This is a genomic window from Streptomyces sp. NPDC031379 (genome assembly GCF_055569615.1).
Genome location: NZ_JBVIIT010000007.1, coordinates 46,953 through 59,586, shown reverse-complemented (window position 1 = coordinate 59,586; position 12,634 = coordinate 46,953). Strand labels below are relative to the sequence as shown.

The window sequence follows — 12,634 nt, the reverse complement described above, 5'->3', positions numbered from 1 at the left end:
CCTCACAGCTCGAACGACTCGTGGTGGATACGGCGGTCCGGGACCCCGGCCGCCCGCAGCGCCCGGTACACGTCCTGGGCGAAGCCGTGCGGGCCGCAGAGGTAGACGTCGTGGCCGGGCAGGCCCGGGAAGGTCGCGCGCAGCGACTCCGCGGTGATGCCCGGACGCTCGCCACCCGGCCCGTTCAGCGCGTACAGCACCTGCCCGCCGCGCCACCCGGCGATCGCCTCCAGTTCGCCGCCCAGCGCCAGATCCTCGGCCGAGCGCGCCCGGTACAGCAGGGTGACCTCGCCGGGCAGCGTCTCGAACAGCGCCCGCAGCGGGGTGACGCCGACCCCGGCCGCGATCAGCAGGGAGCGGGGGCCGGTGGCCCGGTCGGCGGTGAGCGAGCCGTACGGGCCCTCCGCCCAGACCCGGGTGCCGGGCCTGAGCAGCGCGACGGCCGCGCTGTGGCCGCCGAGCGCCTTCACGGTGATCCGCAGCAGGTCCGGGCGCGGCGGTGCCGACAGCGAGTACGGCGTCGACGTCCGGCCGAGGCCCGCGCCGAGGAACCGCCAGCGGAAGAACTGTCCCGGCCGCGCCCCCAGCTCGAGCAGATGCCGCCCGCGTACGACGACCGAGTACACGCCCGGTGCCTCCCGGTGCACCGACTCCACCCGCAGCCGGTGCCGCCGGTTGAGCCGGACCGGAGCCAGCACCCGGTACCAGAGCACCAGGGCCGCCACCCCCAGGTACAGCGCGTACCAGGCGGCGGAGGCGACCGGCCTGCCGCCGAACTCCTCGCCCAGCGCCACCTGGTGCCCGAAGGCGAGGAAGACGGCCGCGTAGGTCAGCAGGTGGACGTGGTACCAGAACTCGTAGGCGGTCCGGCGGCGCACGGCCCGTGCCGAGGTGACGCCGACCGCGACGAGGATCACCGTGCCGGCGGTGGCCTTGAGCATCTCCGGATAGTCGAGGACGACGGTGACCGCCTCGTGCCACAGCGAGGCCCGGTCCTGGGCGGCGTACCCGGCGAGGACCAGCACGATGTGCGCGCCCAGCAGGCAGACCGTGTACCGGCCGGCCATCGCGTGCCAGCGCGCCACCCGGTCCGAGCCGATCCGGGTCTCCAGCAGCGGCACCCGCGCCATCAGGCCGACCAGCACCGCGCAGGCGTACCCGCACAGCAGCCCGGCGATCCGCCCGGCGCCCGTCAGCCACCCCGCCGTACCGACCACGGCACCCGTGTCCGCCCACCAGAGCGCGACCACGGCCGCCGCCCCCGCCCACAGCACGGCCAGGACCGGGCCGGCGGGGGAGCGCCGTGCCGTCACGGGCCGGGGCGGAGCCGCCCGTCTCGCATCCACGGTGGTCATCAGTCGCCGTCCCTTCGTCCGTCGTGCCCGGCCACTGTGCGGGCCCAAGCTCTGAGCCACCTCTGAGCGGCGGGCGTGACGGGCCTGTCCGGGGCGGATTCGGGGGCTCTTCGCAGACGGCTCTCAGAACGCTCGGGCGGATCCTCGGAAACTCTCGGAGAGATCTCATGCATCCCGGACGGTCTCGGAACCCCGGTGGTCGTTCAGAGGAAACTCACAGGTCCCGGGGCGGCCGGGCGCCTCGTGCACGAGCGATGCTGGGAGACGCGATGAACACCACCCGTTCGGGCCGCCCGGCCCTCACCCGCCCCGACGGCACCCCGCTGCGCGTCCTCGTCGTCGACGACGACCCCGATCTCGCCGAGGTGCTCACCGGCGCCCTGCGCTACGAGGGCTGGGAGGTCCGGGCGGCCGGTGACGGCGCCTCCGCCGTCACCGGCGCGCGCGAGCTGCGGCCGGACGCCGTCGTCCTGGACGTGATGCTCCCGGACACGGACGGCTTCGCCGTGCTGCGCCGGCTGCACGAGGTGAAGCCCGACGTGTGCGTGCTCTTCCTCACGGCGCGGGACGCGGTCGAGGACCGGATCGCGGGCATCACCGCGGGCGGCGACGACTACGTCACCAAGCCCTTCAGCCTGGAGGAGGTCGTGGCCCGACTGCGGGGACTGCTGCGCCGCGCCGGGATGGCCCGGCAGGCGGAGGAGGGGCCGCGGCTGATCGTGGGCGACCTGGTCATGGACGAGGACGCCCGGGAGGTGACCCGGGCGGGCGAGCTGATCGAACTCTCGCCGACCGAGTTCGAACTCCTCCGCTTCCTCATGCGCAATCCGCGCCGCGTGCTCAGCAAGGCCCAGATCCTCGACCGCGTCTGGTCCTACGACTTCGGCGGCCGGGCCCATGTGGTGGAGCTGTACATCTCCTACCTGCGCAAGAAGGTCGACGCGGGCCGTGACCCCATGATCCACACCGTGCGCGGGGCCGGCTACGTACTGAAGCCGGTGGCCCGGTGAACCGACCGCGCCGGCTGCCCAGACCCCGCACCCTGCGCGCCCGCCTCACCGTGGGACTGGTGGTGCTGCTCGCGGTGAGCTGTGCGGCCGTCGGACTGGCCGCGGTCGTCGAACTGAACGGCTTCCTCACCCAGCGCCTGGACGAGCAGCTCGCCCAGGTCGGCACCCGGTTCCCGGAGAGCCTGGAGCACAACGGCCGGATGCCGGACGACCTCCTCCGGTCCCGGAAGGACTCGACCGGGGGGACCCTGATGGGCGACGAGCACGGCGACACCCGCCGGATGGCCACCGGCACCTTCGGCGCCCGCCTGCTGCACGGCACCGTCACCCACAAGGGCCTCATCCGCAGCGGCGATCCGTCCGCCGACCTCGACGTCGACCTCACCGCACAGGACACCGGACGGCTGGCCGCGGTGCCGGTCGACGGCAGGGCCCACACCGTCGAACTCTCCGCCCTGGACGACTACCGGGTGGTCGCGACCTCCGGCCGGGACGGGGACGTCCTGATCGTGGGCCTTCCGCTGGAGCCGGTGCAGGCCACCGTCCACCGCCTGGAACTGGTGGCCGGGACCGTCTTCGGCCTGGCCCTCGTGGTGACCGGCGTGGCGGGGGCCTGCTGGGTGCGCTGGTCGCTGCGACCGCTCAGCCGGGTCGCCGCCACCGCCACCCGGGTCGGTGAACTCCCGCTGGCCAGCGGCGAGGTGGCGCTGCCGCCGCGCGCCCCGGACACCGACCCGCACAGCGAGGTCGGACAGATGGCCGCCGCCTTCAACCGCATGCTCGGCCATGTCGAGGACGCGTTCACCCAACGGCACGCCAGTGAGGAGCGGCTGCGCCGCTTCGCCGCCGACGCCAGTCACGAACTGCGCACCCCCGTCGCCTCGGTCCGCGGCCACGCCGAACTGGCCCTTCTGCACCCGGGCCCGGTACCAGCGGAGGTGACCCGCGCCCTGCGCCGCATCACGGCCGAGTCCGCCCGCATGGGCGAGATGGTCGACGACCTGCTCCTCCTCGCCCGCCTCGACGCGGGCCGCCCGCTGGAGCGCCGGCCCGTCGACCTCACCCGTCTGGTCCTGGACGCGGTCACCGACGCCCGGGCCGCGGGCCCCGGGCACCGCTGGACGCTGGACCTGCCCGAGGACCCGGTGACGGTGACGGGTGACGCGCACCGCCTCCACCAGGTGCTGGCCAACCTGCTGGCCAACGCGCGGGTGCACACCCCCGCCGGCACCGAGGTGACGGTCACTCTGGAGGACCGGGACGGCAGCGCGTGCCTGTCCGTCCACGACGACGGTCCCGGCGTCCCCGAGGACATCCGACCGGGCGTCTTCGAACGCTTCACCCGGGCGGAACACCGCCGCCGGGCGGATGCCCCCGGCGGCGGGGCGGGTCTGGGCCTGTCGATCGTGGCGGCGGTGGTGGAGGCGCACGCGGGCGGCGTGGGGCTGGAGAGCCGACCGGGCTGTACGACGTTCACGGTGCGCCTGCCCGGCCCCAGGGGCGCGGCGGACCACGCGGCCGGCCCGGGACTGCCGTGAGCCGCACACGACCCGTGGCCACCCACGGCGCCTGCGTACCGCCGTGTCTCAGTACCGGGTGAGAGCCGTGTCCCCGTCCACCGTCCCGATGGCGATGTGCGGTTTCTTCCCCGGCTCCGCCCACTGCAGAATCCGCCGCATCGCGTCCTCCGGCACCGACACGCAACCGGCTGTGGCCGCCTTCCCGTTGACATGCAGGAAGATGCCGGCGCCGCGTCCCCGCACCGGCCGGTCGTAGTTGAACCCGATGACGAGGCCGTAGGCGTACTGGGTGGCATAGGTGACCAGGTGCTCGGCCTGCGTGGCACGGCAGTCGGCCGGCAGGGGATCCACCCACCGGTTGTACGCCTTCGCGTCGTTGTCCTGGCACCACCAGGAACTGTCCCGTACCGGGAGGTACGTGACCCGTGTCCCGGCCGGCGCCGCCTTGATGCCGAAGGCGAAGGGAAGGTCGTACAGCCCGGTCGGGGTCGTGTTGGTGCCCTGGGTCCGTGCGCCGCCCTCGACGAGCCCGTTGGACCCGAACCGGGCCGGCGCGGACCCGGTCTCCACCCAGTGCCCGTCCCGCAGGTCCCACCAGCTGAGCGTCCCCGACGTCGAGCCGGTCGCCGGGGCCTGAGCGGTGATCAGCTGGGTGCCGCCGCCCGTGTCCGCCATCCGTGCGGGCAACGCGGCCGGTTCGGGTCCGGGTGCGGAGCCGAGCAGGGCGAGGGAGGAGGCGGACACGAGGGCGAGGACGACACCTGGGCGCATGGCTCAGACGGTAGACGGGGGAAGCGGCAACGGCAGCCCGGGTAGTCCGTCCAGGCTCGTCGCGACGTGCTCCTTCTTGGCGAAGTAGGCGCTCAGCGAGGCGTCGTCCTCGCGCGCGAAGCGCTTTCCGTGCAGGTCGCGGTCCTCCTCGTACGCCATGTGGGGGACGGCGTACCCGCAGGTGTCCCGCACCGTCTCGGCGTGGACGACGATGACCGCGCGCAGCCCGTGTGCGCGCGGGTCGATGTCCGGGAAGCGGGAGAGCAGGTCCCCGAAGCGCGGGTCGTCCCGGAAGACCGGCTCGCCCCGGCCGTGCACGCGCACGATGTTCGGCGGCCCCTGGAAGGCGCACCACATCAGGGTGATCCGCCCGTTCTCCCGGAGGTGCGCGATGGTCTCGGCGTTGGAACCGGCGAAGTCGAGGTAGGCCACGGTGAGTTCGTCCAGCACGGCGAACGAGCCCTTGAGCCCCTTGGGGGAGAGGTTGACCGTGCCGTCGGCGGACAGCGGGGCCGTCGCGGTGAAGAAGAGGGGCTGCTCCTCGATGAACGTGCGGAGCCTGCCGTCTATGCGCTCATAGGTCTTTCCCATGTCTAACGATTATCGACGCCACTCATTCGCCTGTCTAAGGAATTGCCGAACCCGGGCCGTGGTCGCCCGTCGCGTTCGGGCCGCCTCGCGCCGTCGCCCGGCTGTCTGGTCGCCGCCGTGCGCCGGAGCGGAACTCCTGTCGCCGGAGCCTCGGCGTCCACGTCACTCGAGGCGGCGATTGACGAACCATGCAGAGTTCTGCATACTCATGCATGTCAGCGAATGCACTGTGAGGAGAAACCCGTGACCGAGCGCGTCGTACTCGCCTACTCAGGCGGTCTGGACACCTCCGTCGCCATCGGCTGGATCGCCGAGGAGACGGGCGCCGAGGTCATCGCCGTTGCGGTCGACGTCGGCCAGGGCGGCGAGGACCTGGACGTCATCCGCAAGCGCGCCCTCGCGTGCGGCGCGGTGGAGGCCGAGGTCGCCGACGCCAAGGACGAGTTCGCCGACGAGTACTGCCTCCCGGCGATCAAGGCCAACGCCCTGTACATGGACCGCTACCCGCTGGTCTCCGCCCTCTCCCGGCCGACGATCGTCAAGCACCTCGTCGCCGCCGCCAAGAAGCACGGCGCCACCACGGTCGCCCACGGCTGCACCGGCAAGGGCAACGACCAGGTCCGCTTCGAGGCCGGCATCGTCGCCCTCGCCCCCGACCTGAAGTGCATCGCCCCGGTCCGTGACTACGCGATGACCCGGGACAAGGCGATCGCCTTCTGCGAGGAGAAGCAGCTCCCGATCGCCACCACCAAGAAGTCCCCGTACTCCATCGACCAGAACGTCTTCGGGCGCGCCGTCGAGACGGGCTTCCTGGAGGACATCTGGAACGCCCCGATCGAGGACATCTACGAGTACACCTCCAACCCGGCCACCCCGCGCGAGGCCGACGAGGTGGTCATCACCTTCAAGGAGGGCGTCCCGGTCGCCGTCGACGGCAAGCCCGTCACCGTCCTGCAGGCCATCCAGCAGCTCAACGAGCGGGCCGGCGCCCAGGGCATCGGCCGGATCGACATGGTCGAGGACCGCCTCGTCGGCATCAAGTCCCGCGAGGTCTACGAGGCTCCGGGCGCGATCGCCCTGATCACGGCCCACCAGGAGCTGGAGAACGTCACCGTCGAGCGCGAGCTGGCCCGCTACAAGCGGCAGGTCGAGCAGCGCTGGGGCGAGCTGGTCTACGACGGCCAGTGGTTCTCCCCGCTCAAGCGCGCCCTCGACGGCTTCATCGACGAGGCCAACCAGCACGTCTCCGGCGATGTCCGGATGACCCTGCACGGCGGTCGCGCGGTCGTCACCGGCCGGCGCTCGGAGTCGTCCCTGTACGACTTCAACCTCGCCACCTACGACACCGGCGACACCTTCGACCAGGCCGCGGCCAAGGGCTTCATCGACATCTACAGCCTGTCGTCGAAGATCGCCGCCAAGCGGGACCTGGCGTAAGGCTTCCGGGTCACCCCACGCGCATCAGCCTGACAGCCGCCTCCTCGCCTGCAAGGGTGAGGAGGCGGTCGCACAGAGACATCTGTGACACAAAGACATCTCCGAGGAGCAAGCCAAGTGAGCAGCAACAGCGGTGACGTACGGCTCTGGGGCGGCCGTTTCGCCGACGGTCCCGCCGAGGCCCTGGCGAAGCTGTCCGCGTCCGTCCACTTCGACTGGCGGCTCGCGCCCTACGACATCGCCGGCTCGCGTGCCCACGCGCGCGTGCTGCACAAGGCGGGGCTGCTCACCGAGGACGAGCTGACGCGCATGATCGCCGGGCTCGACCGGCTCGAGGCGGACGTCGCCGACGGCTCCTTCGTCGGCACCATCGCCGACGAGGACGTCCACACCGCCCTGGAGCGCGGCCTGCTGGAGCGCCTCGGCCCGGACCTCGGCGGCAAGCTGCGCGCCGGACGGTCGAGGAACGACCAGGTCGCCACCCTCTTCCGGATGTATCTGCGGGACCACGCCCGGATCGTCGGCGGCCTGATCGCCGACCTCCAGGACGCGCTGATCGGCCTGGCCGAGGCCCACCCGGACGTGGCGATGCCCGGCCGCACGCACCTCCAGCACGCCCAGCCGGTGCTCTTCGCGCACCACGTCCTCGCGCATGTGCAGTCCCTGTCCCGGGACGCGGAGCGGCTGCGCCAGTGGGACGAGCGGACGGCCGTGTCGCCGTACGGCTCGGGTGCCCTCGCGGGCTCGTCCCTCGGTCTGGACCCGGAGGCGGTCGCGAAGGACCTCGGCTTCGAGCACGGCAGCGTCGGCAACTCCATCGACGGCACGGCCTCCCGCGACTTCGTCGCCGAGTTCGCCTTCATCACCGCGATGATCGGTGTGAACCTCTCCCGGATCGCCGAGGAGATCATCATCTGGAACACGAAGGAGTTCTCCTTCGTGACCCTGCACGACGCGTTCTCCACGGGCTCGTCGATCATGCCGCAGAAGAAGAACCCGGACATCGCGGAACTGGCGCGCGGCAAGTCGGGCCGCCTGATCGGCAACCTCACCGGTCTCCTCGCGACCCTGAAGGCACTGCCCCTCGCCTACAACCGCGACCTCCAGGAGGACAAGGAGCCGGTCTTCGACTCCTGCGACCAGCTGGAGGTGCTGCTCCCCGCCTTCACCGGCATGATCGCCACGCTCACCGTCAACCGCGAGCGCATGGAGGAGCTGGCCCCGGCCGGCTTCTCGCTCGCCACCGACATCGCCGAGTGGCTGGTCAAGCAGGGCGTGCCGTTCCGCGTGGCGCACGAGGTCGCGGGGGAGTGCGTGAAGGTCGCCGAGGCCGAGGGCAAGGAGCTGGACGAGCTGACGGACGAGCAGTTCGCGAAGATCTCCGCCCACCTCACTCCCGAGGTCCGCACGGTCCTCAACGTCCCCGGCGCCCTGGCCTCCCGCAACGGCCGCGGCGGTACGGCACCCAGCGCGGTCGCCGTCCAGCTGGCGGAGGTCAAGGCGGACGTGACGGCACAGCACGCCTGGGCGACGGCCAAGCTGGCCTGACGGCACAGGCACCGCAGCGCGGCGGACATCGCGGCAGCACGGACGCCGCAGCGGACCGAAGGGCCCGGACACCTCGTCCGGGCCCTTCTCGCTGTGCGGACCGTTCGATAACAGATGAGATTCGGCCAGTGGCCGAATCCTTGACTTGCCCTTACTCGGAGGTAACTATTCCGGTTACCCGGTCGGCAATGTCGAACGCCGGTCGGTCCCAGCCGAGTATGAAGGGGACGTCATGCGCGCAAGACGTACCGGACGAGCCGCCCGCCTCCTCGCCGTCGCCGCTGTGGCGGCGCTCTGCGCCTTCGGTGTCACGGCCCCCGCGGGCGCGGCCGACACCCCGCCGCCCGGCGCCGACGACTGGTCCTGCAAGCCGGACTCCGCCCACCCGCAGCCCGTGGTCCTGGTCAACGGCACCTTCAAGACCTCGTACGAGAACTGGCTCACCCTGTCACCGGCGCTCGCGAACGCCGGTTACTGCGTCTTCTCCTTCGAGTACGGGGACCTGGAGACCGCCCCGATCCCCGACTCGGCGGCGCAGCTGCGTGACTTCGTGAACGCCGTGCTCGGTGCGACCGGCGCCAAGAGGGTCGACCTCGTCGGCCACAGCCAGGGCGGCATGATGCCCCGCTACTACGTCAAGTTCCTCGGCGGCGCGACCAAGGTCGACGACCTCGTCGGCATCGTGCCCTCCAACCACGGCACCAGCAATCCGCTCGCCCTCGCGGCCGGCGCCACCGTCTGCCCCTCGTGTGTCGACCAGACCGCCGGTTCGGACTTCCTGTACAAGCTCAACTCCGACCCGGAGGCACCGGTCGGTCCCGACTACACGGCGATCGCCACCCGTTACGACGAGGTCGTGCTGCCGTACACCAGCGCCTTCCTCGACGGTCCGGCCTCCTATGTGACCGACGTGCTGCTCCAGGACCGCTGCCCGCTCGACCTCACCGAGCACGACCAGGCGCCCAAGTCGCCCGTGGTCGAACAGTGGGTGCTCAACGCCCTGAACCGGAAGGGACCGGCCGACCCGGCCTTTGTGCCACGCTGCGTCAGCACGGGCTGAATCGAAGGGGCGCCGGTAGATTGGTGCGGGTTCCCGGTTCCGATCGTGCAGGGAGTCCGCATGCCGTTCAGCCGCCTGGCCGCCGTGACCACGCCCACCGCGCATATCGGATTCGGTCTGGCCGCCGTGGGCCGTCCGGGCTACATCAACCTGGGCCGGGAGGGCGACCTCCCGGCCGAGCGCACCGTCGGCGCCCTGCGCGAGCGCACCCATGAACTCCTCGACGCCGCCTACGCCCAGGGCATCCGCTACGTCGACGTGGCCCGCTCCTACGGCCGTTCCGAGGAGTTCCTCGCCGACTGGCTGAACGCCCGCCCCGACATCGACGACGTCGTGGTCGGCAGCAAGTGGGGGTACACCTACACCGCCGGCTGGTCCACCGACGCCGAGCGGCACGAGGTCAAGGACCACAGCCTCGCCACCTATCAGCGCCAGCGCGCCGAGAGCGACGCCCTGCTCGGCGACCGGATGGACCTCTACCAGATCCACTCGGTGACCCCGGACAGCCCCGCCCTCACCGACAAGCAGCTCCACGCCAAGCTGGCGGAGGCCGCCGCCGAGGGCCTGACCATCGGGTTCTCCACCAGTGGCCCCGCGCAGGCCGACGCCGTCCGCGCCGCCCTCGCCGTCACGGTCGACGGCGAGCCCCTCTTCCGTACCGTCCAGTCGACCTACAACGCCCTGGAGACCTCGGCGGAACCCGCCCTCGCCGAGGCGTACGACGCCGGGCTCACCGTGATCATCAAGGAGGGCATGGCCAACGGCCGGCTGGCCGCGCCGCACGCCCCCGACGCGCTGAAGGCCGTGGCCGAGGAGACCTCCCTCGGCTGCGACGCCGTGGCCCTCGCGTGGATCCTGCGCCGGCCCTGGGCCGGTGTCGTCCTCTCCGGTGCCGCGACCGTCCCACAGCTCGTCTCCAACCTGCACGCTCCCGCCGTCGACCTCGACGAGGACCAGCTGACCCGCCTCGCCACGCTGGCGGAGGACCCGCGCGTCTACTGGGAGCGGCGTGGACAACTGCCCTGGCACTGACGGAAACGCGACTGACGGAACACCGCTGGCAGAGCGCCGCTGACGGCGCGCGACCGCACGCGCACCCGTGATATCCAGCGGTTGTGAGTCATCCATGCCCATGGTGAGACATCACTGTCTCACTTGGGCTATTCTTGTCTCATGGCTCTCGATCGTGACCATGTGCTGCGCAGCGCAGCCGCCCTGCTGACCCGCAAATCCACCGCGACCATGGACGAGGTCGCCAAGGCCGCCGGGATCAGCCGGGCCACGCTGCACCGCCACTTCGCCGGCCGCGACGCGCTCGTGCGGGCGCTGGAGGCGCTCGGCATCGCCGAGTGCGAGGCGGCACTGGACACGGCCCGCCTGGACGAGGGTCCGGCGCGCGAGGCCGTACACCGCATGGTCCGCGCGATCGAGCCCGCCGCCGGACTGCTCGCCTTCCTCTACACCGAGAACCAGCTGTTCGAGGGCGAGCAGCAGAACCAGGGCTGGGCCCGCATCGACGAGCGCCTCATCGCCCTGTTCCGGCGGGGTCAGGAGAGCGGCGAGTTCCGTATCGACCTCACCCCGGCCTGGCTCGCCGAGGCGCTGTGCGGCCTGCTGGCCTCCGGCGCCTGGGCCGTGAGCGAGGGCCGCGTGGCGGCCAAGGACTTCACCTACATGATCGTCGAGCTGCTGCTCGGCGGAGTACGACGCACCGACGTGTGACGAAGAGAGGAATCATGACCAGCACCCTGCAGCCGGCTCGTGTGGCGGAGGTGGAGAAGCGTCCGGGCCGCTGGCTCGCGCTCTCCGTCCTCGTCCTGGCCGTGCTGCTGGTGGCCGTCGACGCCACCGTTCTCGGCCTGGCGACCCCCTACATCAGCGAAGACCTCAACCCCTCCGGCACCCAGCTCCTGTGGATCGGTGACGTCTACTCCTTCGTCATCGCCGGTCTGCTGGTCTCCATGGGCAGCCTCGGTGACCGGATCGGCCGCAAGCGGATCCTGCTCGGCGGCGCGACCGCGTTCGGCGCGATCTCCGTGCTCAACGCCTATGCGACGACACCCGAGCTGATGATCCTCGCGCGGGCCCTGCTCGGCGTGGCGGGCGCGACCCTGATGCCCGCCACCCTGGCGCTGATCCGCAATCTCTTCAACGACCCGCGCGAGCGCAGCATGGCCGTCGGCATCTGGGGTGCCACCGCCTCCGCGGGCACGGCCGTCGGCCCGATCGCGGGCGGATTCCTCCTGGAACACTTCTGGTGGGGCTCGGTCTTCCTGATCAACCTGCCGGTGATGGCGGTCCTGGTCCTCGTCGGCATCCGCACGCTGCCCGAGTCCCGCAACCCGAACCCCGGTCCCTGGGACCTGGTCAGCGTCCTCCTGTCCCTCGTCGGCATGATCGGCATCGTGTACGCGGTCAAGGAGATGGCCACGCACGGCCTCACCTGGCCCACGCTCGCGGCGGCCCTGCTGGGCGCGGCGGCCCTGTACGGCTTCGTGCACCGCCAGCTCACCATGCCGACCCCGCTGCTGGACATGCGGCTGTTCAGGCGTCGCGGCTTCAGCGGAGCGGTCCTCGCCGACCTGCTGACCGTCCTCGGCATGTCCGGCCTGGTGTTCTTCCTCTCCCAGTACCTGCAACTCGTCCAGGGCAGGCGCCCGTTCGAGGCGGGCCTGGCCGAACTGCCCGCGGCCGTCGGTGCGGTGGCCGCCGGCCTCGTCGCGGGCCGCGCGGCCCGGCGCTTCTCGGTCCGCGTGGTGGTCTCGGGCGGCCTGGCGGCCGTCGGCATCGCGCTGGCCGTGCTCACGACCGTGGGCCGGTCGACGGGCTACCCGGTCCTCGGCGCGGCACTCCTGGTCGTCGGCATCGGCGCCGGCTTCTCCTTCACGGTGACGGCAGACGTGATCCTCTCCAGCGTGCCCAAGGACCAGGCGGGCGCCGCCTCCGCCGTCTCCGAGACGGCGTACGAACTGGGCGCGGCCCTCGGCATCGCCCTGCTCGGCTCGATCGTGACGGGCGTCTACCGCGACTTCACGGGGCCGGCCGGCACTCCGGCGGCGGCCCACGAGTCACTGGGCGCGGCGGTGGAGGCGTCGTCGAGCATGCCCGCGCACACGGCGCAGACCATGCTGGAGGCGGCCCGGGAATCCTTCGTCCACGGCCTCCACCTGGCCTCGGGCGCGGGAGCCGCGGTACTGCTGGCCACGGCGGTGGCGGCATGGTTCCTGTTGCGGAACCAGCGACTGGAAAGCGCCGGCTGAGGTGACGACGCAAGGGGCGCGGGGAGCTGCGCGACACGCCACGACGCACCCGCGCCCCGAAACGGGGCGAGCCACCCCGGGA

Annotated in this window: 11 protein-coding genes; 8 read left to right on the top strand and 3 right to left on the bottom strand. The window is 71.8% G+C overall.

The window, feature by feature from the left end; genetic code table 11:
• Positions 1-2: 2 nt before the first annotated feature.
• The gene (locus ACZ5CW_RS12085) at positions 3-1,355 is read right to left on the bottom strand and encodes a ferredoxin reductase family protein (RefSeq protein ID WP_468600203.1); all 1,353 of its coding nucleotides are present in this window, start codon (positions 1,353-1,355) and stop codon (positions 3-5) included.
• A 269-nt stretch (positions 1,356-1,624) separates the two neighbouring features.
• On the opposite strand from ACZ5CW_RS12085, the gene ACZ5CW_RS12080 reads away from it, so the two are divergent.
• Entirely contained in the window at positions 1,625-2,365 is a 741-nt protein-coding gene (locus tag ACZ5CW_RS12080) for a response regulator transcription factor (RefSeq protein ID WP_468600202.1), read from the top strand.
• Positions 2,362-3,903, top strand: a complete 1,542-nt coding sequence (locus ACZ5CW_RS12075) for a sensor histidine kinase (RefSeq protein WP_468600201.1) — start codon at positions 2,362-2,364, stop codon at positions 3,901-3,903. Before ACZ5CW_RS12080 ends, ACZ5CW_RS12075 begins: the two co-directional genes overlap by 4 nt.
• 48 nt (positions 3,904-3,951) lie before the next feature.
• On the opposite strand, the gene ACZ5CW_RS12070 is transcribed toward ACZ5CW_RS12075, so the two are convergent.
• Both ACZ5CW_RS12070 and ACZ5CW_RS12065 read right to left on the bottom strand, forming a co-directional pair.
• Positions 3,952-4,656: a L,D-transpeptidase family protein gene (locus ACZ5CW_RS12070; RefSeq protein ID WP_468600200.1), complete on the bottom strand. Its 705-nt coding sequence runs from the start codon at positions 4,654-4,656 to the stop codon at positions 3,952-3,954.
• Between the two features lie 3 nt (positions 4,657-4,659).
• Positions 4,660-5,247, bottom strand: coding sequence for a pyridoxamine 5'-phosphate oxidase family protein (locus ACZ5CW_RS12065; protein WP_468600199.1), 588 nt, complete (start codon positions 5,245-5,247; stop codon positions 4,660-4,662).
• Between the two features lie 243 nt (positions 5,248-5,490).
• Here ACZ5CW_RS12065 and ACZ5CW_RS12060 point away from each other — a divergent pair, with 243 nt between their 5' ends.
• The 6 genes from ACZ5CW_RS12060 to ACZ5CW_RS12035 all read left to right on the top strand — a co-directional run bounded on the left by ACZ5CW_RS12060 (position 5,491) and on the right by ACZ5CW_RS12035 (position 12,552).
• The gene (locus ACZ5CW_RS12060) at positions 5,491-6,684 is read left to right on the top strand and encodes an argininosuccinate synthase (protein ID WP_468600198.1); all 1,194 of its coding nucleotides are present in this window, start codon (positions 5,491-5,493) and stop codon (positions 6,682-6,684) included.
• 117 nt (positions 6,685-6,801) lie between these two features.
• On the top strand, positions 6,802-8,232 hold the full coding sequence (gene argH, locus ACZ5CW_RS12055) for an argininosuccinate lyase (protein ID WP_468600197.1): 1,431 nt from the start codon (positions 6,802-6,804) through the stop codon (positions 8,230-8,232).
• A gap of 232 nt (positions 8,233-8,464) precedes the next feature.
• Positions 8,465-9,292, top strand: coding sequence for an alpha/beta fold hydrolase (locus tag ACZ5CW_RS12050; protein ID WP_468600196.1), 828 nt, complete (start codon positions 8,465-8,467; stop codon positions 9,290-9,292).
• 60 nt (positions 9,293-9,352) lie between these two features.
• Positions 9,353-10,324, top strand: coding sequence for an aldo/keto reductase (locus ACZ5CW_RS12045; RefSeq protein WP_468600195.1), 972 nt, complete (start codon positions 9,353-9,355; stop codon positions 10,322-10,324).
• A gap of 141 nt (positions 10,325-10,465) precedes the next feature.
• The gene (locus ACZ5CW_RS12040) at positions 10,466-11,014 is read left to right on the top strand and encodes a TetR/AcrR family transcriptional regulator (RefSeq protein ID WP_468600194.1); all 549 of its coding nucleotides are present in this window, start codon (positions 10,466-10,468) and stop codon (positions 11,012-11,014) included.
• A 14-nt stretch (positions 11,015-11,028) separates the two neighbouring features.
• Positions 11,029-12,552, top strand: a complete 1,524-nt coding sequence (locus ACZ5CW_RS12035) for an MFS transporter (RefSeq protein WP_468600193.1) — start codon at positions 11,029-11,031, stop codon at positions 12,550-12,552.
• Positions 12,553-12,634: the final 82 nt, after the last annotated feature.